28 protein-coding genes are annotated in these 22,739 nt (G+C 69.7%); 14 read left to right on the plus strand and 14 right to left on the minus strand.

Annotation, left to right across the window (positions count from 1 at the left end):
• Positions 1-83: 83 nt before the first annotated feature.
• Positions 84-2,774 (minus strand): aconitate hydratase AcnA, encoded by a 2,691-nt coding sequence (gene acnA, locus V6M51_RS04770; RefSeq protein WP_332765084.1) that lies wholly within the window; start codon positions 2,772-2,774, stop codon positions 84-86.
• A 313-nt stretch (positions 2,775-3,087) separates the two neighbouring features.
• Here acnA and ccmA point away from each other — a divergent pair, with 313 nt between their 5' ends.
• The 8 genes from ccmA to V6M51_RS04810 all read left to right on the plus strand — a co-directional run bounded on the left by ccmA (position 3,088) and on the right by V6M51_RS04810 (position 7,403).
• Positions 3,088-3,690, plus strand: coding sequence for a heme ABC exporter ATP-binding protein CcmA (gene ccmA / locus V6M51_RS04775; protein ID WP_332765086.1), 603 nt, complete (start codon positions 3,088-3,090; stop codon positions 3,688-3,690).
• The gene (ccmB, locus tag V6M51_RS04780) at positions 3,687-4,352 is read left to right on the plus strand and encodes a heme exporter protein CcmB (RefSeq protein ID WP_332765088.1); all 666 of its coding nucleotides are present in this window, start codon (positions 3,687-3,689) and stop codon (positions 4,350-4,352) included. The genes ccmA and ccmB overlap by 4 nt, the downstream gene beginning before the upstream one ends.
• Positions 4,353-4,414: 62 nt before the next feature.
• Positions 4,415-4,921 carry a Spy/CpxP family protein refolding chaperone gene (locus tag V6M51_RS04785; protein ID WP_332765090.1) on the plus strand — a complete coding sequence of 169 codons (507 nt, stop codon included), beginning with the start codon at positions 4,415-4,417 and terminating at the stop codon, positions 4,919-4,921.
• 153 nt (positions 4,922-5,074) lie between these two features.
• Positions 5,075-5,671 carry a Spy/CpxP family protein refolding chaperone gene (locus tag V6M51_RS04790; RefSeq protein ID WP_332765092.1) on the plus strand — a complete coding sequence of 199 codons (597 nt, stop codon included), beginning with the start codon at positions 5,075-5,077 and terminating at the stop codon, positions 5,669-5,671.
• Between the two features lie 40 nt (positions 5,672-5,711).
• Complete coding sequence (gene ccmC / locus V6M51_RS04795) at positions 5,712-6,440, plus strand: heme ABC transporter permease CcmC (protein ID WP_332765093.1); 729 nt, start codon at positions 5,712-5,714, stop codon at positions 6,438-6,440.
• Between the two features lies 1 nt (position 6,441).
• On the plus strand, positions 6,442-6,585 hold the full coding sequence (gene ccmD, locus V6M51_RS04800) for a heme exporter protein CcmD (RefSeq protein ID WP_332765094.1): 144 nt from the start codon (positions 6,442-6,444) through the stop codon (positions 6,583-6,585).
• A complete protein-coding gene (locus tag V6M51_RS04805; RefSeq protein ID WP_332765095.1) occupies positions 6,582-7,100 on the plus strand; it encodes a DsbE family thiol:disulfide interchange protein in 519 nt (172 codons plus the stop codon). The genes ccmD and V6M51_RS04805 overlap by 4 nt, the downstream gene beginning before the upstream one ends.
• Positions 7,101-7,160: 60 nt before the next feature.
• Complete coding sequence (locus V6M51_RS04810) at positions 7,161-7,403, plus strand: hypothetical protein (RefSeq protein ID WP_332765097.1); 243 nt, start codon at positions 7,161-7,163, stop codon at positions 7,401-7,403.
• Positions 7,404-7,409: 6 nt separating this feature from the next.
• On the opposite strand, the gene V6M51_RS04815 is transcribed toward V6M51_RS04810, so the two are convergent.
• The 3 genes from V6M51_RS04815 to ftsY form a co-directional block, all read right to left on the minus strand.
• The gene (locus tag V6M51_RS04815) at positions 7,410-7,964 is read right to left on the minus strand and encodes a MarR family winged helix-turn-helix transcriptional regulator (protein ID WP_332765099.1); all 555 of its coding nucleotides are present in this window, start codon (positions 7,962-7,964) and stop codon (positions 7,410-7,412) included.
• Positions 7,965-8,062: 98 nt separating this feature from the next.
• Positions 8,063-8,671, minus strand: coding sequence for an inner membrane-spanning protein YciB (locus tag V6M51_RS04820; protein WP_332765101.1), 609 nt, complete (start codon positions 8,669-8,671; stop codon positions 8,063-8,065).
• Positions 8,668-9,603: a signal recognition particle-docking protein FtsY gene (ftsY, locus tag V6M51_RS04825; protein WP_332765103.1), complete on the minus strand. Its 936-nt coding sequence runs from the start codon at positions 9,601-9,603 to the stop codon at positions 8,668-8,670. Before ftsY ends, V6M51_RS04820 begins: the two co-directional genes overlap by 4 nt.
• Positions 9,604-9,650: 47 nt before the next feature.
• On the opposite strand from ftsY, the gene V6M51_RS04830 reads away from it, so the two are divergent.
• Positions 9,651-10,295: a trimeric intracellular cation channel family protein gene (locus V6M51_RS04830; RefSeq protein ID WP_332765105.1), complete on the plus strand. Its 645-nt coding sequence runs from the start codon at positions 9,651-9,653 to the stop codon at positions 10,293-10,295.
• A 130-nt stretch (positions 10,296-10,425) separates the two neighbouring features.
• On the opposite strand, the gene V6M51_RS04835 is transcribed toward V6M51_RS04830, so the two are convergent.
• From V6M51_RS04835 to dapF, 4 genes are read right to left on the minus strand one after another with little or no spacing between them, the layout of a single operon-like run.
• Entirely contained in the window at positions 10,426-10,899 is a 474-nt protein-coding gene (locus V6M51_RS04835) for a GFA family protein (RefSeq protein WP_332765107.1), read from the minus strand.
• Positions 10,896-12,191, minus strand: coding sequence for a tRNA (N(6)-L-threonylcarbamoyladenosine(37)-C(2))-methylthiotransferase MtaB (gene mtaB / locus V6M51_RS04840; RefSeq protein ID WP_332765109.1), 1,296 nt, complete (start codon positions 12,189-12,191; stop codon positions 10,896-10,898). Before mtaB ends, V6M51_RS04835 begins: the two co-directional genes overlap by 4 nt.
• A 1-nt stretch (position 12,192) precedes the next feature.
• Positions 12,193-12,777 (minus strand): signal peptidase I, encoded by a 585-nt coding sequence (gene lepB, locus V6M51_RS04845; protein WP_332765111.1) that lies wholly within the window; start codon positions 12,775-12,777, stop codon positions 12,193-12,195.
• On the minus strand, positions 12,774-13,601 hold the full coding sequence (gene dapF, locus V6M51_RS04850) for a diaminopimelate epimerase (protein WP_332765113.1): 828 nt from the start codon (positions 13,599-13,601) through the stop codon (positions 12,774-12,776). Before dapF ends, lepB begins: the two co-directional genes overlap by 4 nt.
• Before the next feature lie 83 nt (positions 13,602-13,684).
• On the opposite strand from dapF, the gene V6M51_RS04855 reads away from it, so the two are divergent.
• Positions 13,685-15,736, plus strand: coding sequence for a prolyl oligopeptidase family serine peptidase (locus V6M51_RS04855; RefSeq protein WP_332765115.1), 2,052 nt, complete (start codon positions 13,685-13,687; stop codon positions 15,734-15,736).
• Complete coding sequence (locus tag V6M51_RS04860) at positions 15,736-16,236, plus strand: GNAT family N-acetyltransferase (protein WP_332765116.1); 501 nt, start codon at positions 15,736-15,738, stop codon at positions 16,234-16,236. Before V6M51_RS04855 ends, V6M51_RS04860 begins: the two co-directional genes overlap by 1 nt.
• Here the strand turns inward: V6M51_RS04860 and V6M51_RS04865 are convergent.
• The 4 genes from V6M51_RS04865 to V6M51_RS04880 form a co-directional block, all read right to left on the minus strand.
• Positions 16,233-16,520 carry a DUF2218 domain-containing protein gene (locus V6M51_RS04865; protein WP_332765117.1) on the minus strand — a complete coding sequence of 96 codons (288 nt, stop codon included), beginning with the start codon at positions 16,518-16,520 and terminating at the stop codon, positions 16,233-16,235. The genes V6M51_RS04860 and V6M51_RS04865 overlap by 4 nt on opposite strands.
• Before the next feature lie 14 nt (positions 16,521-16,534).
• Positions 16,535-17,098, minus strand: coding sequence for a PadR family transcriptional regulator (locus V6M51_RS04870; protein ID WP_332765119.1), 564 nt, complete (start codon positions 17,096-17,098; stop codon positions 16,535-16,537).
• 110 nt (positions 17,099-17,208) lie between these two features.
• Positions 17,209-17,700 carry a hypothetical protein gene (locus V6M51_RS04875; protein ID WP_332765121.1) on the minus strand — a complete coding sequence of 164 codons (492 nt, stop codon included), beginning with the start codon at positions 17,698-17,700 and terminating at the stop codon, positions 17,209-17,211.
• 42 nt (positions 17,701-17,742) lie between these two features.
• The gene (locus V6M51_RS04880; protein ID WP_332765123.1) at positions 17,743-18,642 is read right to left on the minus strand and encodes a hydrogen peroxide-inducible genes activator; all 900 of its coding nucleotides are present in this window, start codon (positions 18,640-18,642) and stop codon (positions 17,743-17,745) included.
• Between the two features lie 119 nt (positions 18,643-18,761).
• Here V6M51_RS04880 and V6M51_RS04885 point away from each other — a divergent pair, with 119 nt between their 5' ends.
• A complete protein-coding gene (locus V6M51_RS04885) occupies positions 18,762-19,319 on the plus strand; it encodes a peroxiredoxin (protein WP_332765125.1) in 558 nt (185 codons plus the stop codon).
• Positions 19,320-19,420: 101 nt separating this feature from the next.
• Entirely contained in the window at positions 19,421-19,957 is a 537-nt protein-coding gene (locus V6M51_RS04890) for a carboxymuconolactone decarboxylase family protein (RefSeq protein WP_332765127.1), read from the plus strand.
• Here V6M51_RS04890 and pdxR read toward each other — a convergent pair.
• Positions 19,954-21,405, minus strand: coding sequence for a MocR-like pyridoxine biosynthesis transcription factor PdxR (gene pdxR / locus V6M51_RS04895; RefSeq protein ID WP_332765128.1), 1,452 nt, complete (start codon positions 21,403-21,405; stop codon positions 19,954-19,956). The genes V6M51_RS04890 and pdxR overlap by 4 nt on opposite strands.
• Positions 21,406-21,504: 99 nt before the next feature.
• Between pdxR and V6M51_RS04900 the strand changes: the two genes are divergently transcribed.
• Positions 21,505-22,203: a pyridoxamine 5'-phosphate oxidase family protein gene (locus tag V6M51_RS04900; RefSeq protein WP_332765129.1), complete on the plus strand. Its 699-nt coding sequence runs from the start codon at positions 21,505-21,507 to the stop codon at positions 22,201-22,203.
• On the opposite strand, the gene V6M51_RS04905 is transcribed toward V6M51_RS04900, so the two are convergent.
• Complete coding sequence (locus V6M51_RS04905; RefSeq protein ID WP_332765131.1) at positions 22,200-22,733, minus strand: SRPBCC family protein; 534 nt, start codon at positions 22,731-22,733, stop codon at positions 22,200-22,202. The genes V6M51_RS04900 and V6M51_RS04905 overlap by 4 nt on opposite strands.
• Positions 22,734-22,739 lie beyond the last annotated feature (6 nt).

The raw sequence follows: 22,739 nt of genomic DNA on the forward strand, positions 1-22,739 counted from the left end.
GTGGGGCAATTGCAGGAGAACCCCACCCGTCTGTCGCTTCGCGCCAGCCACCCTCCCCATAGAGGGGAGGGAAAGCTCAGGTCCTAGGCGGCCGAGCGCGCGAGGTTGCGCAGCACGTAGTTCAGCACGCCCCCGTGCTTGTAGTACTCGAGCTCGGTGGGCGTATCGATCCGGCAGCGGACCGGGAAGCGGGCGATCCGACCGTCCGACGGACGGTACATCTCCACCGTCAGCTGCTTGCGGGGCGAAAGCTCCGTCAGGCCGCGGATGGTGACGATCTCCTCACCGGTCAGGTTCAGCTTCTGCCAGCCCTCCTGGGTGAACTGCAGCGGCAGCACGCCCATGCCGACCAGGTTCGAGCGGTGGATGCGCTCGAAGCTCTCGGCGATCACCGCGCGGACGCCCAGCAGCTTGGTGCCCTTGGCCGCCCAGTCGCGCGACGAGCCGGTGCCGTATTCCTTGCCCGCGAACACCACCGCCGGCCGGCCCTCCGACTGGTAGCGCATGGCCGCGTCATAGATCGACATGACGTCGCCGGACGGGAAGTGCTTGGTCACCCCGCCCTCGATGTCGGAGGTGATCTTGTTGCGGATCCGGATGTTGGCGAAGGTGCCGCGCATCATGATCTCGTGGTTGCCGCGGCGCGCGCCGTAGGAGTTGTACTCCGTGGGCGGCACCTGGCGTTCGCGCAGATAGACGCCGGCCGGGGCCGTGGCCTTGATCGAACCCGCCGGGCTGATGTGGTCGGTGGTGATCGAATCCCCGAACACCCCCAGCACCCGGGCCTCGACGATGTCGACGACCGGGGTCGGCTCCATCTTCAGGCCCTGGAAATAGGGCGGGTTCTGGACGTAGGTGGAGCCCATGTCCCAGGCGTAGGTCTGGCCGCCGGCCACCTTGATGCCCTGCCAGTTCTTGTCGCCCTTGAAGACGTCGGCGTAGCGGGTGTCGAACATCTTCTTGGTGACGTGCTTGCGCTGCAGGACGGCGATCTCTTCCGAGGTCGGCCAGATGTCCTTCAGATAGACCGGCTTGCCGTCCTTGCCTTCGCCGAGCGGCTCGGTGGAGAGGTCGATCTTCATGGAACCGGCGAGCGCGTAGGCGACCACCAGGGGCGGCGAGGCCAGGTAGTTGGCCCGCACGTCCTGGTTCACCCGGCCTTCGAAGTTGCGGTTGCCCGACAGCACCGAGCAGGCCACCAGGTCGCCCTGGTTCACCGCGTCGGAGATGGCTTCCGGCAGCGGGCCGGAATTGCCGATGCAGGTCGTGCAGCCGTAGCCGACCAGGTTGAAGCCCAGCGCGTCCAGCGACTTGGTCAGGCCGGCGGCTTTCAGATAGTCGGTGACCACCTGCGAACCGGGCGCCAGCGAGGTCTTCACCCAGGGCTTCACCTTCAGGCCCTTTTCGATCGCCTTCTTGGCGACCAGGCCCGCGGCGATCAGCACCGAGGGGTTGGAGGTGTTGGTGCAGGAGGTGATGGCGGCGATCACCACGTCGCCGTGGCCGACATCGAACTTCTCACCGGCGACGGGAACGCGGGCGTCAGGCGCGTCGCCCTTGCCGAAGTCCTTGCTGAGCGCGGCCGCGAACTCGGCGGCGGCGTCGGAGAGCAGGACACGATCCTGCGGACGCTTCGGACCGGCCAGCGAAGGCAGGACGGCGCCGAGGTCGAGCTCCAGGGTGTCGGAGAACACCGGATCGGCGTCGCCCGGTTCGACCCACATGCCCTGTTCCTTGGCGTAGGCCTCGACCAGGGCCACGCGCTCCTCGGCGCGTCCCGTCGCCCGCAGATAGTCGATCGTCGACTTGGTCACCGGGAAGAAGCCGCAGGTGGCGCCGTATTCCGGGGCCATGTTGGCGATGGTCGCCTGGTCTTCCAGGGTCAGGCCCGACAGGCCCGGCCCGAAGAATTCGACGAACTTGCCGACCACGCCCTTCTTGCGCAGCATCTGGGTGACGGTGAGCACCAGGTCGGTGGCCGTCGCGCCGTCCGGCATGGCGCCGGAGAGCTTGAAGCCGATGACCTCGGGGATCAGCATCGGGATCGGCTGGCCCAGCATCGCGGCCTCGGCCTCGATGCCGCCCACGCCCCAACCCAGGACCGCCAGGCCGTTGACCATGGTGGTGTGGCTGTCGGTGCCGACCACGGTGTCGGGATAGGCGACGGCGTCGGAGCCTTCCTCACCCAGCCAGACGGTTTGGGCGAGGTACTCAAGATTCACTTGGTGACAAATTCCGGTGCCGGGGGGCACGACGCGGAAGTTGTTGAAGGCCGAGGAGCCCCAGCGCAGGAAGCGGTAGCGCTCGATATTGCGCTCGTATTCGCGCTCGACGTTCTCGCCGAAGGCCTTGGCGGTGCCGAAGTGGTCCACCATCACCGAGTGGTCGATCACCAGATCGACGGGGTTCAGCGGGTTGATCTTCTCCGGGTCGGCGCCCAGGCTGGTCATGGCGTCGCGCATGGCGGCCAGGTCGACCACGGCGGGCACGCCGGTGAAGTCCTGCATCAGCACCCGGGCCGGGCGGAAGCTGATCTCGTGTTCGACCGAGCCCTTGTTGTCGAGCCAGGCGGCGAGCGCCTTGAGATCGTCGGGAGTGACGGTCTTGCCGTCTTCGTTGCGCAGCAGGTTTTCCAGCAGCACCTTCATGGAGACCGGCAGGCGCGAGACGCCCGAAAGACCGGCTTCCTCCGCGGCGCGAAGGCTGTAGTAGACGTAAGACTTGTCGCCCACCGCGAGTTCGCGGCGGCTATTCAAACTGTTGGCTGACGCCATTTTCAAGGATCCTTCCTCTGTTCGCGGCCGCTCAACGTCCAATCCGGGGATCGCGCGCTTTTGGAGGCGGACACACAGCGTTCGCCCCAGCGCCGCGTACGCCCCCCGAGGTGGCGACGGCCGCGCGCGTCATAGCCCCTGGAACCCGGCTCGTCCATGCGGCGGGCCGGTCCTTTTCCTCCCCCGTTCACGGGGGAGGGGGACCGCCGGCAGGCGGTGGAGGGGGCGGCTTCAAGCTCAGAGCCCGGTCTCGCCCCCTCCACCACGCTGACGCGTGGTCCCCCTCCCCCGCTACGCAGGGGAGGAATTGGGCATGATCGGGCGCCTGGAGATCGGAAACCTGGCCCTGCGCCGGGGCGGGCGCCTGCTGTTCCAGGGCCTGGAGCTGCGCCTCAAGGCGGGCGAGGCCGCGGCGCTCACCGGCCGCAACGGGGCGGGCAAGACCAGCCTGCTGCGCGCCGTCGCCGGCCTGGTGGGCCTGGAGGCCGGCGCCATCGGCTTCGGCGATCTCGACCCCACCCTGGCCCGCAGCGACCACATCCACCTGGTCGGCCACCAGGACGGCCAGAAGCCCGCCCGCACGGTGCGCGAGGAACTCGGCTTCTGGACGCTTTGGACCGGAGGAACCCCGGCCTCGGCCGAGGCCGCCGCCCAGGCCCTTGAGTTGACGCCGCTGCTCGACCTCGAGGTCCGGCGCCTGTCCGCAGGTCAGAGGCGCAGGCTGGCCCTGGCCCGGCTGCTGGCCGCCCCGCGCGGCCTGTGGCTGCTGGACGAACCGCTCAGTCCGCTCGACGCCGACTGGCGCGCGCGATTCGGGGCGATGATGGCGCAGCACCTGGCCGGCGGCGGGATGATCGTCGCCGCCGTCCACGACCCCCTGCCGATCCCCGCCAAGACCCTGGAGATCTCCGCGTGAGCCGGGCCCTCGCCCTGCTCCGCCGCGAGACGGCCCTGGCCTGGGGCCGCGGCGGCGGGCCGCTGGTCTCGGTGGGATTCTACGCCGGGGTCGCCACCCTGCTGCCGCTCGCCATCGGGCCCGAGCCCGCGCGGCTGATGGCCGTGGCGCCGGGCGCGGCCTGGGTCGCCCTGGCGCTCGCCGCCCTGCTGTCGCTGGATCGCCTGTTCGAGCGCGACTACGAGGACGGGGCGCTGGACCTGCTGGTCATGTCGCCAACGCCCCTGGAGATCGTCTGCGCCATCAAGTGCCTGGGCCAGTGGATCGCCACCGCCGCACCTCTGGCCCTCGCCGCGCCGGTCGCCGCCATCGCGCTCGGCGCCGAGCCGCGCCTCGCGCCGCTGATCTTCGCCTGCGCCCTGATCGGCGGCCTGGCCTTTTCCTTCGTCGGCGGGATCGGGGCGGCGCTCAGCCTGGGCGCGCGGCGCGGCGGCCTGCTCACGGCGGTCATCGTCCTGCCGCTGTTCGTGCCGCCGGTGATCTTCGGCGGCGGGGCGCTCGACGCCTTCTCGGGCGGCCTGCCCTGGACCTCCGGTTTCCTGTTGCTGGCGGGCTACGCCGCGGGCGCGGTGGCGCTGGGCCCCATCGCCATGGCCGCGGCCTGCCGCAACGCCCTGTCCTAGCGACGGACTCCCGACGACCGCCCGTTCAAGCTGCAAGGGGCGCGAAACTGGAGTTGCGATCAATGAACCTTGGAAAGCTCGCGCCGCTGGCCTTGGGCGGCGTCATCCTCACGGCCGGCCTCGCCACGGCGAGCCTGGCCCAACAGCCGCCCCTGCCCGCCACCGCCATGCCCGGCCATGGCGGCGACCACGACGGTCGACACGGCGGCATGCGCCACGCCGATCCAGCCGCGCGCGCCGAACACCTGCGCGCGGCCCTGCAGCTGCGTCCCGACCAGGAGGCCGCGCTCAAGGCCTTCGTCGACTCTCACCAGCCGCCGGCCGGCGGCCGCGAGAAGCGTCAAGAACGCCGTGGCGAGATGGCTGGGCTCACCACCCCGCAAAAGCTGGACGCCCAGAAGGCGCGGATGGCCGAGCACCAGGCGCGGTTCGAGCAGCATGCCGCGGCCACCAAGCGGTTCTACGCCCAGCTCTCGCCCGCCCAGCAGAAGGCCTTCGACGCCCTGCACGCCGGACGTGGCGGTCACGACGGCGGCGGGCGTCACGGCCGCATGGGCGGACACGGTTAGACGCTCGATCGCGGGACGGGCCCGGCGTCCGTCCCGCGACATTACGAAAGCTTCACCTGGAAGCGTCGCCATTGGCCACTTTTCGCCATGGTCGGCGCGGAACGTCGGCCTCTCGGCAACCGCCAACAGGGAGAAACGGCGATGTCTCGAGGCTTGACCTGGCTCCTCGCGGGAGCCGCCCTATCCCTTTCCGCCGGCGCGGCGCTCACCGCCGAACCCAAGCCGGCGCCGGCCCCCAAGACCTGGACCAAGGAATTCGTCGACAAGGACGTCAAGATGCACGCCGGCCCCGACCGGCGCGTCATGATGCGGAGCCACGGCGACCACGACGGCCACCTGAGCGCGATCCTGCAGCTGCGCCCTGACCAGGAGCCGGCGCTCAAGACCTATCTCGAGGCCGTGAAGCCCAAGCACGAGCACATGGCCAGCTTCGACCACGCCGCCGAACAGCGCTCCACCCTCGCCCGCCTGGACGAGATGGAGTCCAGGATGGCCCAGCACCAGGCCGCCATGCAGGCCCGCATCGCCGCGACGCGGACGTTCTACGCGGCGCTGGACGAACGCCAGAAGCGCGCCTTCGACGAGATGCCGATGATGATGTTCGCGGGACCCGGTTTCGGCCCCATGCCGCTTGGCCCCATGGCCATGATGCACCGCATGCCGAGGATGCATGATTTCCACGGCGAACCCCTGCCGCCGCCGCCGCCCATGCCCCCGGAGCCGCCCGCCCCGCCGCGGCCGCCACGCTAGGCGCCTTGCCCACGGCCGCGCCGGGGTCTAATCCGCCCGCATGATCCCGGCGCCGGCCTTTCTGTCGAACCCCGAGCGGTTCATGGCCTTTTCCCGCTGGGCCGCGCCGATGTTCGGCGTGCTGGCGGCCGTCCTGGCGCTCGCCGGCCTGTGGCTGGGCTTCACCGCGCCGGAGGACTACCAGCAGGGCGACACGGTGCGGATCATGTTCATCCACGTGCCGGCGGCCTATATGAGCATGTTCGTCTATGCCTGCCTGGCCGGGGCGAGCTTTCTGTCGCTCATTTTCCGCCACGCCCTGGCTGACGCCGCGGCGCGGGCGGCCGCCCCGCTAGGCGCGGCCTTCACATTCCTGGCCCTGGTGACGGGCTCGCTCTGGGGACGCCCGATGTGGGGGACCTGGTGGGAGTGGGATGCGCGCATGACCTCGGTGCTGATCCTGTTCCTGCTGTACGTGTCCTACATGGCCCTGCGCGCCTCGCTGGACGACGAGACCAAGGCGGCGCGCGCGGCGGCGATCCTGGCCCTGGTGGGGATCGTCAACCTGCCCGTCGTCAAGTTCTCGGTCGACTGGTGGAACAGCTTGCATCAGGGCGCATCGGTGTTTCGCGCCGACGGCCCCGCGATGCCGCCGATCTTCCTCTGGCCGCTTGGCCTGATGGCGCTGGCCTATACCGCGGCCTTCGGCTCGCTGTGGCTGGTGGGCATCCGCGCCGAGGTCTGGCGCCGCCGCGCCGAGGCCGCCGCCCTGCGCGCGGCGAGGAGCTGACATGCTGGATTTCGACGCCGGCAAGTACGCGGCCTTTGTCTGGCCGGCCTATGCGATCACCGGAGTGGTCTTCGCCGGCATGATCTGGGCGACCCTGGCCCGCGCCCGGCGCTGGCGCCGCCGCGCGGAGAAGGACGGCCAGTGAGCCGTTGGCTGGCCCTCCTGCCGCTGGTCGCCCTGGCGGCTCTGGCCGTGCTGTTCGGGGTCTATTCGCTGAAGCGCGACCCGCAGGTGCAGCCGGACGCCCTGGTCGGCAAACCCGTGCCCGAACTCACCCTGCCGCGCCTGGACGACGGCCGCCCCGCGCCTCTGCGCGCGGCGCTCGGCGAAGGCCCGGCCCTGGTCAATATCTTCGCCTCCTGGTGCGCCCCCTGCGAGATCGAGCATCCGGTGCTGGTGGACCTGCGGCGCCAAGGCGTGCGGATCATCGGCGTCGCCTACAAGGACGCGCCGGAGAACACCAAGGCCTTCCTCGGCCGGCTGGGCGATCCCTTCGCCGAGCGGCTGGTGGACCGCGACGGACGCGCCGGCATCGAGCTCGGCGTCACCGGGGTGCCTGAGACCTATCTGGTCGGCGCCGACGGGGTGATCCTGGCCAAGCACACCGGCCCCCTCACCCCCGAAACCGCCCGCGCGCTGATGGCCAAGGCCCGCCGTTAACCAAACCTTGAGGTGGCGCAGGCAGGTTCGCGAGGACTTCGTTAACCATAAGGTCCGCCCGTGAGCACGGTCCGCCCGCCGATCTTTCCGCAGGCCCAGGTCCCCGGCCAGGGCGTCCAGCCGGCGCGCAATCCCGGCCAGCGCGCCTTCTTCGAGGCGGCGCTGGGCAAGACAGCGCCGCAAGCCGCCCCGGCCATGGCCGCGCCCGCCGCCGCGCCGGTTCAGAAGATCCCCACGTCCCTGCCCGCCGATCCCCCGGAGAAGATCCTGCGCCCGGGCTCGTTGCTGGATATCCGGGTCTAGGCCGCTCTAAGCCGCCTTCTTGAGCTTCTTCTTCTTCGGCTTGTCGGCCTTCTTGGGTTTCTCGGCCTTGGGCGGCTTTTCGGCCGGCGGATCGCCCGCGGCCTCGCCGGCCCGGACCAGGTCGCGTAGGGCGCCCACCAGGGCGTCGCGTTTGTTCGAGCCCAGAAGCTTCAGCAGCCGGGCGTCGGCCTTGGCCATCTTCGGCCGCGCGTCCTCAAGCGCCAAGCGGCCAGCGTCGGTAAGGCTGACCGCATTGGCCCGCGCGTCCGAGCTCGAGCGCTGGCGCTCCAGCAGGCCCTTGGCGATCATCCGCGCGGCCATGTCGGCCAAAGTCGAGCGGTCGATGCCGGTGATCTTCACCAGGTCGGTCTGGGTCAGGCCCTCGTGGGCCTCCACCGCGGCCAGGACCGCGTACTGGCGCTGGGTTATGGCGCCGGCGCCTAGCTCGTCGCCATAGATGTCGAGGGCGAGTTGCAGGGCCCGGTGCAGGAGGTGGCTGGGAGAGCGGTCCAGGGCCGGCAGCCCCTTGCCCGACTTGTCGTTCGACTTGGTCTTGGCCATCGGCTGTCCCAATCTGAGCGTCATCCGCACGCTGACGCTAGCGCGCCACAGTGTCGATTTGACGACAGATGGTCCGTGGGCGGCGCAACCGCCAGGGGCTACTCGACGTGGGGCGGCGGCGGCTCGTCGGTCTTGGCGTATTTCATCATCAGCGGCACCTGGGCGAAGGAGAAGATCACCGTCAGGATCAGGATGCCCGGGAAGCGGAAGGCCACCCAGATATCGTCCGGCTGGGTGCGCCAGACCGCCTCGTTCAGCCCCGCCAGGGCCAGGAAGAACAGGGCGTAGTGCAGGGTCAGCCGCCGCCAGCCCTCGTCCGGCATCTGGATGGACTCGCCCATCAACAGCTTCAGCGGGTTCCTGCGCAGCGCCAGGCCGCCCAGCAGGGCGAGGCCGAAGACCGTGTTCATCACGGTCGGCTTGATTTTCAGCAGCCTGGGGTCGTGGAAGAACAGGGTGAGCGAGCCGAAGAACAGGGCCGCCACCCCGCCGATCAGCGGGAAGGGCGCGATCCGCCGCTCGACGATGAAGCCGACGGCCAGGGCGACGGCCGAGCCGGCCACCAGGGCCCAGGTCGCCTGCATGAGCGCCTCGGACTGGGCCACGCCCGAGACCCGGAAATAGATGAAGGCGGCGAGGAAGGCGATCAGCCCGCCGAAGTCCACGAAGCCGCGCACATACTTCTTCGCGGTGGGAGACAGGGTCATGCGTCCTCCAGACCAACGAGCGACCGGGCGAAGGCGCGCGCCTTGAAGGGCTGGAGATCCTCGATCCCCTCGCCCACGCCGATCAGTTTGATGGGGCTGTCGCTGGCCTGGGCCACCGGCACCAGCACACCGCCGCGGGCGGTTCCGTCCAGCTTGGTCATCACGATGCCCGACACCCCGATCTGGTTGCCGAAGATGTTCTCCTGGGCGAGCGCATTGCGACCCACCGTGGCGTCCAGCACCAGCAGGGTCTCGTGCGGGGCCTCGGGCAGGGTCTTCTTGACCACCCGGATCACCTTCAGCAGCTCGTCCATCAGGCCCTGTTTGTTCTGCAGCCGTCCGGCGGTGTCGATCAGCACGACGTCGTGGCCCTTCTCCTTGGCCGTCTCGATGGCGTCGAAGGCCAGGCCCGCGGCGTCCGAGCCGGTGGGCCGCGACATGAAGTCGGCCTGCGCCCTATCGGCCCAGATCTTCAGCTGCTCGACGGCGGCGGCGCGGAAGGTGTCGCCGGCCACCACCAGGACCTTGGCCCCGCGCCCAGTCAGGTCGGCGGCGATCTTGCCCAGGGTCGTGGTCTTGCCGGAGCCGTTCACCCCGATGAACAGCACCACATAGGGCTTGGGTCCCGACAACGGGTCGAAGTCGCCCTCGCGGGTTTCCAGCTCCGCCCCGATGTACTCGGCCAGGGCTTCCTTGATCTCGCTCTCGTCGACGCTCTTGCCGAACTTGGCGTCGGAGAAGCGCTGGGTGATGCGCGCGGCCGAGTGCGGACCGAGGTCGGCCTCGATCAGCATCTCTTCCAGCTCGTCGAGCTTGGCCTGGTCCAGCGGCTGCTTGGTGAAGGTGGAGACCACCTGCTCGGTCATCTGCTTCGACGAGCGCGACAGCCCGCTGGTCAGACGCTGGAGCCAGCCCTTTTTCGGTTCGGTCATGGGCGGGCTTCTAGCGGGAAGAAGGCTTGCGCGATAGAGGTTCGGGCATGGACGCGCTCGCCGCCACCCTCGTCTGGCTCGACTACGGAGCGGTGGCGGTCTTCGGCGCCACCGGGGCGCTGGCCGCCGCGCGCCAGAAGCACGACATCATCACCTTCAGCTTCTTCGCCGCCGTGACCGGCGTGGGCGGGGGGACCCTGCGCGACCTGCTGATCGGGGCGCCGGTCTTCTGGGTCGACCGGCCGGGCTACATCCTGGCCTGCCTGGCCGCCGCCGTGGCGGTGTGGGTGTTCGGCGCCGGCCAGGCGCGGATGCGGGTGCTGCTGTGGCTCGATGCGCTGGGTATGGCCGCCTATTGCGTCGTGGGCGCGGCCAAGGCCGGAGCGCTCGATGTGCCGGCCTTCTCCGCCGTGGTCATGGGCACGCTCACCGCCTGCTTCGGCGGCGTCATCCGCGACGTCCTGGCCCACGAACCCTCGATCCTCCTGAAGCGGGAGATCTATGTGACCTGCGCCCTCGTCGGCGCCGGGGTCTTCGTGGGGCTGGAACTGCTGGGCCTGCCGTCCGTCTGGGCCGGGATCGCCGGCTTCCTGGCCGCCTTCCTGATCCGCGCCGGCGCCATCCTCTGGGGCTGGAGCCTGCCCGGCTTCCCGGGGCGCGGGCGCGACCGTGAGCCGTCAAACTCTGAATAGATGCTCCCCTCCTGGGGGAGCTGTCAGCGAAGCTGACTGAGGGGGATTTTGACTCGCTTCTGGGGGCTGCAGCCCCCTCCGTCACCTCGCCGAAGTGGGCGACGCGCCACTTCCCCCAAGAGGGGAGGATCTAGGAGGCCGGCGGCCACTCCGCCGTGTCGTGGTCGGGGTGCTGGCGGGAGACGATGTCAGCCTGGAAGACTTGCATCTGGGCCTCCTCCTCCGGCGTCTTCACCGGCAGGCCGGGCAGCTCGGCCACCCAGGGCAGGGCGCTCTCCAAAGCCATCTGCACCACCGGCCGGATCGGCGCCGGGTCGTCGAAGGCGCCGATGGCGAGGTCGACAACCTTCGAGCTCCATTCGAAGGTGAGCGGCGTGCCGCAGGCGCCGCAGAACCCGCGGTCCACCTTGTTGGAGCTGGCGAAGCGCTTGCGCTCGCCCCGCGTCCATTCCAGGTCGGCGACCTTCACCGAGACGAACGGGCCGTAGAAGCTGCCGAACGCCTTCTGGCACATGCGGCAGTGGCAGATGGAGGCGCGGCCGAGTTCGCCCGTCACCTCGAAGCGCACCGCGCCGCACTGGCACCCGCCGGTCTCACCGCTCATTCCGCCGCCTCCAACACCGCAACGTGACCGAGCGCCTTGCCGCCCGCGTGGCCGGTGATCCGCATCGCCACGATGGCGCCCACCGCCGCCTCGCCGGTGAAGGCGATCTCGGTGAAGTCCTCCGCGCGCGCCACGCCGTCGCGCTCGACAAGGCCAGTGATCGTGCGGCCGACCTGGCGCTCCAGGTGGCGGACCAGGGCCGCCTCACCGGCCGCCCGCAGGCGCGCCGCGCGCTCCTTGATCACCGGGCGCTGCAGCTGCGGCATCCGCGCCGCCGGGGTGCCCGGACGCGGGCTGAACGGGAAGACATGCAGGAACGACAGGGCGCCCTCCTCCACCAGCCGAAGGGTGTTCTCGAACATCTCCTCGGTCTCGGTCGGGAAGCCGGCGATCAGGTCGGCGCCGAAGGCGGTGTCGGGGCGCACGGCGCGGACGTCGGCGATCAGCTTGAGCGCGTCGGCGCGCAGGTGGCGGCGCTTCATGCGCTTGAGGATCATGTCGTCGCCGGCCTGCAGCGACAGGTGCAGATAGGGCATGAGGCGCGGGTCCTCGGCCAGGCAGCGCATCAGGTCCGGATCGATCTCGGCGGCGTCGATGGACGACAGCCGCAGGCGCGGCAGCTCCGGGACCAGCTTGAGAATCCGGGCGACCAGTTGGCCCAGGGTCGGCTGGCCCGGCAGGTCGGCGCCCCAGCTGGTGATGTCCACCCCGGTCAGCACCACCTCGAGATAGCCCTGGGCAGTCAGCTTACGGACCTGCTCCACCACCTCGCCGGCCGCCGCCGAGCGGGAATTGCCGCGGCCATAGGGGATGACGCAGAAGGTGCAGCGGTGGTCGCAGCCGTTCTGGACCTCCACATAGGCCCGCGCCCGGTCCTTCAGCCCGTCGATCAGATGGCCGGCGGTCTCGCGCACGCTCATGATGTCGTTGACCCGGACCCGGCCTTCCGGGGCGCCGGCCGAATAGGCGCCGGCCTGGGACTTCTCGGCGTTGCCCAGCACCAGGTCGACCTCGGCCATGCCGGCGAAGCCGGCGGGATCGATCTGAGCCGCGCAGCCGGTGACGATCAGCCGCGCGTCGGGGCGTTCGCGGCGCGCCTTGCGGATCGCCTGGCGGGCCTGGCGCACGGCCTCGCCGGTCACCGCGCAGGTGTTGAAGACGATGGCGTTGGAGAGCCCGTCCTCGCTCGCCCGCGCGCGGATGACCTCGCTCTCATAGGCGTTGAGCCGGCAGCCGAACGTCACGATGCGGACATCGGCGTCTTCGCCGGGCACGGCCACGGGCAGGTCCATATCAGGGCTTTGCGCCGACACGCTTCTTGTCCTTGGCCTGGAGGATGACGGTGGCGACGGCGCAGATGTCCTTGTTCTCGAACGGGCCCCAGATCCGCGAGTCCGACGCGTCGTCGCGGTTGTCGCCCAGGATGTACCAGTCCTGCGGCCCAAGGCGCACCGGGGCGATCTCGTCGAACAGGGCCTCCTCGCCGCCGGCCAGGGTGAAGTAGCTGCGCCCGTTGCCCAGGGTCTCCTGCACCACCGCGCCCGCTCCGCCAGGGGCCTCGGCGACGCGGGCGGCCGGCACGGTGCGGCCGTCGATCACCAGCCGGCCCCGGCGCATCCGCAGGGTCTGGCCGGGTCCGGCGACCACGCGGCCGAGATAGGGCTGGGCCTTGTCCTTGGGGCGATAGACCACGACGTCGCCGGGCTGGGGACGGGTCTTGCCGCACATCCCCTCCAGCATGTCGGCCCCGACCAGGTCACCCTTTTCCAGGTTCGGGCGCATGGAATCCGAGCTCATCGCATAGGTGGCGATCGGCGGGCTGGCGGCCCCCAGCAGCGGCGCGAGGATGAGGCCGAGGATGGCGATGCGTCGGGTCACGGCAGGATCCCCGTGAAATCCACCTGGGCGGGCCCGGTCATGATCACATGGCCGTCGGACTCGCGCCACTCGATGGTGAGTTCGCCGCCGTCCAGCACCAAGGTCGCCTTGTTGTCGGTCAGGCCACGGCGGTGTGCAGCCACCAGGGCCGCGCAGGCCCCCGTGCCGCAGGCCTTGGTCAGGCCCGCCCCGCGCTCCCAGACCCGCAGGCGGATGCGGTCGCGGGCGACGATCTGGGCGAAGCCGACGTTCACCGCCTCGGGAAAGAGATGATGGTGCTCGATCATCGGCCCGACCTCGACCACCGGCGCGGTCTCGATGTCGGGCACGAAGAACACCACGTGCGGATTGCCCATGGAGACGCAGCCCGGCGTGTGCAGGATCGGGGCGTCGATGGGCCCGACCTGCAGCTCGATCCCCTTGGTGTCCATCTCCTCGGCGAGCGGAATGTCCGTCCAGTCCAGGCCCGGGACGCCCATGTCGACGCTGACGATCCTGTCGCCGGCGCGGGTCGCGGTCAGCAGGCCCCCTTGCGTCTCCATCACCGCCTGGTCGCGGCCCGAGGCTTCCATCAGCAGCCAGCCCACGCAGCGGCTGGCGTTGCCGCAGGCGCCCACCTCCTCGCCGTCGGCGTTCCAGAAGCGCACGGCGGCGTCGGCCTTGTCGGAGGCCTCAATGGAGACCAGCTGGTCGCAGCCGATCCCCGCCTCGCGACTGGCGATCGCGCGCACCTCTTCAGGCGTCGGCGCGAAGGGCGCGGATCGGGCCTCGACCACGACGAAGTCGTTGCCGAGCCCGTTCATCTTCAGGAACGGACGGCTCATGATGGCGGGCTATATAGGGGAGAATTGTCCGCCGATCACCTTTAGGAAGACAGGCCCTGCCCAGGCGATTTATCCATGTGGTCATGAAACTCGTTTCCGCGGCGCTCGCAGGCGCCCTGCTCGTCGCCCCGGCCACCGCCGTCGCCCAGGCCGAGGACCCCTTCATCTGGCTCGAGGACATCGACTCGCCACGATCGATGGCCTGGGTCGAGGCGCAGAACGCCAAGGCGGCCAAGCGCCTCGAAAGCGACGCCCGATATGCGCCGTTCTTGGCGCAGGGGCGGGCGATCTTCACCGCCAAGGACAGGATCGCCCAGCCGAGCTTCCGCGGCGCGGGCGTGGACAATTTCTGGCAGGACGCCGTCCACACGCACGGGATCTGGCGCAGCGCCTCGCTGGCGTCGTACCGCGGCGCCGATCCGGCCTGGGAGGTCCTGCTCGATCTCGACGCCCTGGCCGCGGCCGAGAGCAAGAACTGGTTCTGGAAGGGCGCGACCTGCCTCAAGCCGGCCGAGACCGTGTGCCTGGCGCGGCTCTCCAACGGCGGCGGCGACGCCGTCGAACTGCGCGAGTTCGACACCGCGACCAAGGCCTTCGTCGTGGGCGGCTTCAAGCTGTCCGAGGGCAAGCAGTATGTGGACTGGCTGGACGCCGACAGCCTGATCGTCGGACGTGAATGGACGCCGGGCGAGCTGACCGCCTCGGGCTATCCCTATGTGCTGAAGGTCCTTTCCCGCTTGGGCGAGGCCCGCGAGATCTTCCGCGGCCAGAAGACCGACGTCTGGGCCCAGCCGAACGTCCTGCGCGGCGAGGGCGGCAAGGTCGACGCCATACTGATCCAGCGCGGCCTGTCGTTCTTCGAGTCCGAGTACAGCCTGCATGCCGCCGGCAAGCTGACACCGGTCCCCCTGCCGCCCAAGGCGCAGTACCAAGCCTATGTCGACGGCCGCATGATCTTCACCCTGCAGGAGGCTTGGTCCGGCTTCGGCAACGGGGCGCTGATCGGGGTCGACCCCGTGACTCTGAAACCGGAGCTGATCTTCCAGCCCGGCCCGCGCCAGGCGATCCAGAACGTATCCGACACCAAGGGCATGCTGGCCGTCGAACTTCTGGAGGACGTGAAGGGCGCGGTCGACGTCTATGACCGCAAGGACGGCAAGTGGGCCGCCCGGCGCCTGGCCCTGCCCAAGGACGCCACCCTGACGATCCGTTCCACCTCGGCGAAGGACGACCAGCTTTTCGTGGCCGGCGAAAGCTTCCTGGCCCCCAACAGCCTGTGGCTGGCCGACGCCGCCAGGGGCAAGGCGGCCCAGGTCAAGACCCTGCCCGCCCGCTTCGACGCGTCCAAGGACCGGGTCGACCAGTACTGGGCGACCTCCAGCGACGGGACCGAGATCCCCTATTTCGTGGTCCGCCCGAAGGCCGCCAAGCTGGACGGCTCGACCCCGACCATCATGTACGGCTACGGCGGTTTCGAGGTCGCCAAGCCGCCGGTCTACATCCCCGAGATGGGCAAGATCTGGCTGGAGCGCGGCGGCGCCTATGTGATCGCCAATATCCGCGGCGGCGGGGAGTTCGGCCCGGCCTGGCACCAATCGGTGTTGCGCGAGAAGCGCCAGCTGGCTTTCGACGACTTCGCCGCCGTGGCCCGCGACCTGGCCGCGCGCAAGATCGCCTCGGCCCGCCGGTTGGGCATCTACGGCCGCTCGAACGGCGGGGTGCTGACCACCGTGTCGCTCACCCAACATCCGGAACTCTGGAACGCCGTGGTGGTGGAGAGCCCGCTGACCGACATGCTGCGCTACCACAAGCTCTCGGCCGGCGCCTCGTGGGTGGGCGAGTACGGCGACCCCGAGGTCCCGGGGGACCACGCCTTCATCGCCAAGTACGACGGCTACCTGAACCTGAAGCCGGGCCAGAAATATCCCGAGCCCTATGTCACGACCAATACTCGCGACGACCGGGTCCATCCCGGCCACGCCCGGAAGTTCGCCGCCAAGCTCGAGTCTCTCGGGTATCCTTACCTCTATTTCGAGAACACCTTCGGCGGCCACGCCAACGACGCCGATCCCGAGTTGAACGCCCGGCGCTGGGCGCGGCACTATGTCTATCTGAGCCAGAAGCTGTTCGACTGATGCTGCAGATCAGCTGGCTTGCGAAGGACGATCCGGCGGCCTTCGAGGCGGCCTTCGCGGACATGGGTTGGATCAAGCCGGCCGCCCAGTACGAACGCTATCTCGACGAGCAGACCGCCGGGGAGCGGCCGGTGCTGGTGGCGCGCCTGGACGGGGCCTTCGCGGGCTACCTGACCGTACGCTGGGAATCCACCTACCGGCCATTCCGGGCCATGGGCATTCCGGAGATCCAGGACTTCAACGTCCTGGCCCACCTCCGCCGCCGCGGGATCGGTTCACGCCTGATGGACGCAGCCGAGGCCCTGATCGCCGAGCGCTCGCCCGTCGCCGGGATCGGGGTCGGTCTTTATCCGGACTATGGGCCAGCGCAGCGGCTTTACGTGCTGCGCGGCTATCTGCCGGACGGGCGAGGGATCGCCTGGAACGGGACCAACGTATCACCCGGCCAGACCGTCGAGGTGGACGACGAGCTGGCGCTCTATTTCACTAAGTCCCTTTAGGCGCCCCGACGCCATTCCACGGCCAGGTCCGGCTCGCGGAAGGCGAAGCGCTTGAGGTGGCTCGCCACCACCCGCTCGACCCGGGTCAGGCCCTCGGGGTCGGCGGCGGAGCTCACCAGCAGCAGGGTGTCGGGGGTGGCGCGCAGGGCCGCCTCGCCCGCCTCGAAGCTGATGCGCCCTTCCTGGCCGCCCCAGGTCGCCGGGACCTTGTGGCCGAAGTGCTTGCAAAGCTGCACCATGTAGCGGGCGGCGTGGGCCGTGGGCACGGTGGCGCTGGACTTCATCGGCGCCTCCATCCCTAGACCCGCTCGATCTTGGCGGCGGCCTCGTCGATCGCCGCGGCGATGGCGTCGATCTGCGCCTCGGTGGGGCGTTCGCCCTGCAGACGCAGCTTCAGCGCCACGCCCAGGTTCTGCATGGCCCGGGCCACCCGGGGCGAGGAGCGGGGCGACTGCTCGCCGGCCTCGTCGAGGCGGGCGAAGACGGCGTCGACGGCCGCGCGGTTCTGTTCCAGGGCCTTGTCGCCCTCCGGCGTGATCTCATAGGCCTTGCGACCGCCGTCGCCGCCCGTCTGCCGGACGAAGCCTTCGTCCTCCAGCAGGGACAGGGTCGGGTAGATAACGCCCGGGCTGGGGCGATAGGCGCCGCCGGTGCGTTCCTCGAGCGCGCGGATCAGCTCGTAGCCGTGGCTGGGCTTTTCCTTCAGCAGGGCCAGGATCACGAAGCGGAGGTCGCCGTGCTCCAGGATGCGGCCGATGCGCCCGCCTCGTCCGGGGCCGCCGCGATGATGGCCGCCATAGCCGTGGCCGCCGAACGGATGGCGGCTCCGTTGTTCGTGTCGCTTCCAGTGATGTCGATACATTTTCGATCCTATTTAGATATGTCGATTTCGCAGATATATCTCGACCGGACCGGATTGCAATAGATATATCGAAAATATTCTTTTCAGCGCCTCGAGGAATATCGGGCGGCCTAGTTCGGCGTCGGGAAGGCTTGTTTGCAGAGTTCGTCGCCGAAGGCCTCGGAGAGCTGCTCCTCGGCCTCGCCCATGACCACGATGGCGAAGCGGCCGCCGACGATGGTCTGGCCGACCTTGTAGTCGGCGACGACCTTGCCCGTGGCGATGTCCACCAGCCGCGCCTCGCCGCGCAGGACATTGGCGCCGGCCACCACGGTGGTCATGACGGGATTGGCCTTGTCGAGACGGTCGATCTTGGCCTCCAGGCGCAGGGGCCGGGTCCCCTTGGCGCAGGCGTCCAGCTTCGCCTTCACCTTGGCCTTGAAGATGTCGTCGAACTGCGGCGTCACCTTCAGCTCGGCCTTGGTCAGGGTGATCTCGTCCACCCGGCCGTTGGCCGTCCAGTCGGTGGAGAGGGCCGAAACCGTCTCGCTGCGCGACATGCTCATACAACCGGAGAGGCAGACGGCGGCGGCCGCGAGCGCCAGTTGGGGAAATCGGTTCAAGGGGATGCTCCTGTCAGCCGGCCTTCAACGCGCCAGCTAAGCTCAAGCTCCGTGAAGAGTCTCGGCCAACAACCGACCCTCGGGCGCGCGGCTGGACCCTGCCCGCCAGGCGACCACGATCTCGCGGTTGGGATGGTCGCCCTTCAACGGCAGGACGGCGACGTCGGCGGCGTCGGTGAGGCCCGCGGCCACGGCCATGGCGGGGATGAAGCTGACCCCCAGGCCCGAACCCACCATCTGCACCAGGGTCGGCAGGGAGGTGGCGGCGAAGGCCTCCTCCTCGCCGGTGGCCTTGGGCGGCTTGAGGCCGCAGGCGGCGAGCGCGTGGTCGCGCAGGCAGTGGCCGTCCTCCAGCAGGATCAGGTCGTCGTTCTCCAGGGCCGAGGGCGGCGCCTCCTTCTCATGGGCCAGGGGGTGGTTGCCCGGCAGGGCGGCCAGCAGCTCGTCGTCGGAGACGTGGGCGTGAGCGAGACCCGCCATGTCGTAGGGCAGGGCGATCAGGGCCGCGTCGAGCTGGCCGGCCTTCAGCGCCGCCAGCAGCCGATGGGTCAGGTCCTCGCGCAGGAACAGCCGCAGCTTGGGGAAGCGGGCCCGCAGCAGCGGCAGGGCCTTGGGCAGGAGGAAGGGGGCCACGGTGGGGATCACCCCCAGCCGGAAACGGCCGGTGAGCGGCTGGCCGGCGTTGCGGGCGGCCTGGACCAGCTCCTCGGCCTCGTTGAGGATGACGATCGCCCGATCCAGGGCCGCCTGGCCCACGGCGGTGAGGATCATGCCGGAGCGGGCGCGGTCGACGACGGGGGCGCCGAGGATCTTCTCCAGTTCCTGCACCCCCGACGAGAGGGTCGGCTGGGTCACGTGGGCGGCGTCGGCCGCCCGGCCGAAGGAGCCGTGCTCGGCCAGGAGCTTCAGATATTGCAGCTGTCGCAGGGTAGGCAGGCTCATGAATCGAAGATAGGGAAAATCTATCCAATTTCCAGAGACAATCGATTGGATATTGCAGCGCAGCATCCCTATCTCCCCGTCACGGCTTCGGCCGCGAGTGTTTTTTCAAGGAGAGACTGATGCTGGGCGTTGGCGAAAAACTGCCGGACTTCAAGGTCGTGGGCGTGAAGCCCAAGTTCAACCGTCACGAAGAGAACGGCGAGAGCGCCTTCGAGACCGTCACCCAGGACAGCTTCCCGGGGAAGTGGAAGGTCATCTTCTTCTATCCGAAGGACTTCACCTTCGTTTGCCCGACCGAGATCGCCGAGTTCGCCCGCCTGAACAGCCAGTTCGAGGAACGCGACGCCGTGGTCCTGGGCGGCTCGACCGACAATGAGCACTCCAAGCTGGGCTGGCGCCGGGAGCACCCGGACTTGAACAGCCTGCCGATCTGGAACTTCGCCGACAATTCCGGGAAGTTCGCCCGCGCGCTCGGCGTGCTCAACGAGGAAGAGGGCGTCGCCCTGCGCGCCACCTATGTGGTCGATCCGCACAATGTCGTGCAGCACGTCTACGTCACCAACCTGAACGTCGGCCGCGCCCCGGCCGACACCCTGCGGGTGCTGGACGCCCTGCAGACCGACGAACTCTGCCCGTGCAACCGCTCGGTTGGCGGCGAAACCCTGAAGGCCGCCTAGGTTTCTCCCTCCAGCCCCCTAAGGCTGGCCTTCCGGTCCGGGTGCGCGCGGTCTCCCGCGCGCCCCGGACCCCCCAATTTCCCGATTTCCGGAGCCGTCCCATGTCGCTCGACGCCCTGCGCGAGACCCTGCCCGCCTATGCCAAGGATCTGAGCCTGAACCTCTCGAGCCTGGCCGCCGAGACCCTGCTCAGCGACCAGCAGAAATGGGGCGCGTTCGTCGCCTCGGCGCACGCGGTCGGCGTGCCGGCCGTGGTCAAGGCCATCGAGGCCGCGGCGACCGCCGCGGGCCTGACCGATGAGGCCAAGACCGGCGCCAAGGCCGCGGCGGCGATCATGGGCATGAACAATGTCTATTACCGCTCGCTGCACCTGCTCTCGAACGGCGAGTACAAGACCCTGCCCGCCAAGCTGCGGATGAACGTCCTGGCCAATCCCGGCGTGGAGAAGGTCGACTTCGAGCTCTGGTCCACCGCCGTCTCGGCGATCAACGGCTGCGGCATGTGCCTGGACGCCCACGAGGCCGAGCTGAAGAAGCACGGCGTGCCCAACACCAGCATCCAGGCGGCCCTGCGCATCGCCTCGGTCGTCAACGCCGTCGGCCGCGTGATCGCGGGCGAAGCCGCCGCGGCGGCCTAGCTCAGCGCCTTCTTCAACCGCGCCACGCCGCCGGCCATGATGCGCGCCGGAAAGCCGGAGAAGCCCAGCATCAACCCTGACCGAGGCTCCACGGCGCGATAGAGCCGGCTGATGGCGCGCACATAGATCCCCGCCCGGTCCGCCGCCGCCTCGGCGTCGAGGTCCGAGCGGCCGTCCTTGAAATAGGCGATCAGGTGCATCCCCTGGTCCGGGACGTGGACCTCGAAGACGTCGCCCATCTGCTCGGTCAGGGCTGTGGCGAGCGCGTCGCGCTTGGCCTTATCGGCCAGCCGGCGGCGGCGGATGTGGGCGGCGAAATGGCCCTCGCGCATGAAGTCCAGCAAGATGGCCTGGGTCAGGGTCGGCGGCTGGCGATCGATCACCTGGCGGGCGTTGGCGAAGGCGGTGGCCAGCGCCTTGGGCACGACGGCGTAGCCCATCCGCAGGCCGGGGAAGAGCGCCTTGTTGAGCGTGCCCACATAGATCACCCGCTCGCCGCCATCGAGGCCCTGCAGGGAAGCCAGGGGCGGGCCGGCGTAACGGAACTCCGAAGCGTAGTCGTCCTCGACGATCCAGGCGCCGGTCTCCCGCGCCCAGGCCAGCAGCTCCAGCCGCCTCGCCATCGAGAGCGTCACCCCCAATGGATACTGATGCGACGGCGTCACGAACACCACCCGCGCGTCGGGCGCCGCGGCGACGCCCTCGGAGACGACCAGGCCTGACCGGTCCACAGCCACGTGCTGGACCACCACCCCCGCCGAGGTGAGGGCGTGCAGGGTCGCCGGATAGCCCGGATCTTCCATCCAGACCCGGTCGCCGGGGTGCAGCAGCAGGCGCGCGGCTATGTCCACCGCATGCTGGGCGCCTGAGGTGACGATCACCTGGTCCGGGTCGCAGACCACCCCGCGGGCGGCGCGCAGATAGTCGGTGATCGCCTCGCGCAGGGGCCGTTCGCCGGCGGCGTCGGAATAGCCGAAGTGGACCGGCCCGAGCGTACGAAGGGCCCGCCGCGTCGAGACCGACCAGGCGTCCAGGGCGCGCGCGTCCAGCAGGGTGCGGCCGGTGGCGAACAACCGGGGCTCGGCCTGGGGCGTGGGAAAGGTGATCTCGTCCAGAATCCGCGCCCGGGCCGGGATCGGCGGCGGCGGGGCGGAGGTCGGCGGCGCCTGCGGCTTGACGTCGATCACCCCGCTGAGGTCGCTGGAGACATAGGTGCCCGAGCCGGCGCGGCCCACCGCATAGCCCTCGGCCAACAGCAGGTCGTAGGCGGCCACCACCGAGGCCCGCGCCACCCCCAGCCGGGTCGAGAAGTCGCGGCTCGACGGCAGGCGGCCGCCAGGCTTGAGCGCCCCCGACAGGATCGCCCCGCGCACCTGGTCGTACAGGCGCCGGACCACCGGTTCGCCCGGCTCCGGCGGACTCCAGGGATAGATGTCGGCCCAGCTCATGGGTCGATCATGCCGGAAAGTGGTCTGACCGACCAGCAGAAACTGGACCTATCAGTCAGACCGCATCGCCTCTACCGGGATGTTCGAACGGAGCCTGAGATGAGCGAGACCTTCAACCCCACCGTCCGGTCCAGGGCACGGCGCAAGCCCGACAGGGCCGCCTATGACGAGGCGAGCGTCTACGCGATCCTCGATGCGGCCGTCCTCTGCCACGTGGGCTATGTCCTGGACGGTGAGCCCCTGGTCACGCCCACCACCTTCTGGCGGGAGGGGCGCAAGCTCTACTGGCACGGGTCGGCCGCCAGCCGGATGATCCGCGCCCAGGGTGCGGGCCTGCCGGTCTGTGTCACCGTCACCCACATGGACGGCCTGGTCCTGGCGCGCTCGGGCCTGGCCCATTCGATGAACTACCGCTCGGTCATGGCCTTCGGCACGGCGCGGATGGTCGAGGGGCTGGAGGCGCGGCGCGCGGCGATGAGCGCCTTCATCGACCGGCTCTATCCGAACCGTTCGGCCGAACTGCGCCCGGCCCTGGACAACGAGATCAAGCTGATCGGCCTCGTGGAGATGACCATCGAAGAGGCGTCAGCGAAGGTCCGGGCTGGCGGCGTCAACCGCCTCGCCGAGGACGAGACCTGGGGCGCCTGGAGCGGCGTCGTTCCGATCACCACCGTGCTCGGCGCCCGCCAGGCCGACGCCGTGCAGAGCGCCGGCGCGCCGCCGTCGCCGAGTCTGGACCTCTATCTGGAAGGCGCGCGGCTCGACGCCGTGCTGACCGCGGCGGCCTCCGCCTCCTAGTCCGGCTTGCCGGTGTCCACGAACTTGCCGAACCTTACCGCCTGGGTCCCGATCACCTGGTCGACGGGGTCGGCGAAGGCCTTGGCGGCGGCGGGGCGCATGCCGCCCACGTGATAGGTGACGGTGACCGTCGAGCCGCCGCCGGCCTTCGGCGAGATTTGGAACGTGAGGGCCCCGGCCGCGCCTTCATCCTGCAAGGGGCCGAGGGCCGCGTCGAGGCGCAGGGTGTGCTGGTCGGGCCAGGCCAGGGCGACCACGCCGTGACGCACGCCGCCGCCGGGCAGAGCCTCGCAGAAGCAGGCCCCGGCCTCCAGCTTGACGGTCATGTTGGACGCCTTGCCGGTATAGGTGTGGGCGCCGTCCCACCACGACCCGATCTGCCCAAGAGCCGCATAGGCCTTGTCCGGCGAGGCGGCGATCTCGACGGTCCTCTTCGTGCGGAAGCCCGCTTCGGTGCGCTCGACCACCTCCGCCTGCGCGGCGAGAGGCGCGAACGACAGGATCAACACGGCGGCCCATTCGATCTTCATCAGGTC

Source organism: Phenylobacterium sp. (assembly GCF_036677185.1).
Classification (GTDB): Bacteria; Pseudomonadota; Alphaproteobacteria; order Caulobacterales; family Caulobacteraceae; genus Phenylobacterium.

Bases quoted from the DNA above. Each gene is read 5' to 3' on its own strand.
- V6M51_RS04835 (WP_332765107.1), bottom strand. From the start codon at position 10,899: ATGAGCGGTGAGACCGGCGGGTGCCAGTGCGGCGCGGTGCGCTTCGAG.
- V6M51_RS04855 (WP_332765115.1), top strand. From the start codon at position 13,685: ATGAAACTCGTTTCCGCGGCGCTCGCAGGCGCCCTGCTCGTCGCCCCG.
- V6M51_RS04905 (WP_332765131.1), bottom strand. From the start codon at position 22,733: ATGAAGATCGAATGGGCCGCCGTGTTGATCCTGTCGTTCGCGCCTCTC.
- ftsY (WP_332765103.1), bottom strand. From the start codon at position 9,603: ATGACCGAACCGAAAAAGGGCTGGCTCCAGCGTCTGACCAGCGGGCTG.
- V6M51_RS04870 (WP_332765119.1), bottom strand. From the start codon at position 17,098: ATGTATCGACATCACTGGAAGCGACACGAACAACGGAGCCGCCATCCG.
- V6M51_RS04860 (WP_332765116.1), top strand. From the start codon at position 15,736: ATGCTGCAGATCAGCTGGCTTGCGAAGGACGATCCGGCGGCCTTCGAG.
- V6M51_RS04900 (WP_332765129.1), top strand. From the start codon at position 21,505: ATGAGCGAGACCTTCAACCCCACCGTCCGGTCCAGGGCACGGCGCAAG.
- ccmA (WP_332765086.1), top strand. From the start codon at position 3,088: ATGATCGGGCGCCTGGAGATCGGAAACCTGGCCCTGCGCCGGGGCGGG.
- mtaB (WP_332765109.1), bottom strand. From the start codon at position 12,191: ATGGACCTGCCCGTGGCCGTGCCCGGCGAAGACGCCGATGTCCGCATC.
- ccmC (WP_332765093.1), top strand. From the start codon at position 5,712: ATGATCCCGGCGCCGGCCTTTCTGTCGAACCCCGAGCGGTTCATGGCC.
- V6M51_RS04880 (WP_332765123.1), bottom strand. From the start codon at position 18,642: ATGAGCCTGCCTACCCTGCGACAGCTGCAATATCTGAAGCTCCTGGCC.
- pdxR (WP_332765128.1), bottom strand. From the start codon at position 21,405: ATGAGCTGGGCCGACATCTATCCCTGGAGTCCGCCGGAGCCGGGCGAA.
- ccmD (WP_332765094.1), top strand. From the start codon at position 6,442: ATGCTGGATTTCGACGCCGGCAAGTACGCGGCCTTTGTCTGGCCGGCC.
- V6M51_RS04865 (WP_332765117.1), bottom strand. From the start codon at position 16,520: ATGAAGTCCAGCGCCACCGTGCCCACGGCCCACGCCGCCCGCTACATG.
- acnA (WP_332765084.1), bottom strand. From the start codon at position 2,774: ATGGCGTCAGCCAACAGTTTGAATAGCCGCCGCGAACTCGCGGTGGGC.
- V6M51_RS04820 (WP_332765101.1), bottom strand. From the start codon at position 8,671: ATGACCCTGTCTCCCACCGCGAAGAAGTATGTGCGCGGCTTCGTGGAC.
- V6M51_RS04815 (WP_332765099.1), bottom strand. From the start codon at position 7,964: ATGGCCAAGACCAAGTCGAACGACAAGTCGGGCAAGGGGCTGCCGGCC.
- V6M51_RS04785 (WP_332765090.1), top strand. From the start codon at position 4,415: ATGAACCTTGGAAAGCTCGCGCCGCTGGCCTTGGGCGGCGTCATCCTC.
- dapF (WP_332765113.1), bottom strand. From the start codon at position 13,601: ATGAGCCGTCCGTTCCTGAAGATGAACGGGCTCGGCAACGACTTCGTC.
- V6M51_RS04890 (WP_332765127.1), top strand. From the start codon at position 19,421: ATGTCGCTCGACGCCCTGCGCGAGACCCTGCCCGCCTATGCCAAGGAT.
- V6M51_RS04830 (WP_332765105.1), top strand. From the start codon at position 9,651: ATGGACGCGCTCGCCGCCACCCTCGTCTGGCTCGACTACGGAGCGGTG.
- V6M51_RS04885 (WP_332765125.1), top strand. From the start codon at position 18,762: ATGCTGGGCGTTGGCGAAAAACTGCCGGACTTCAAGGTCGTGGGCGTG.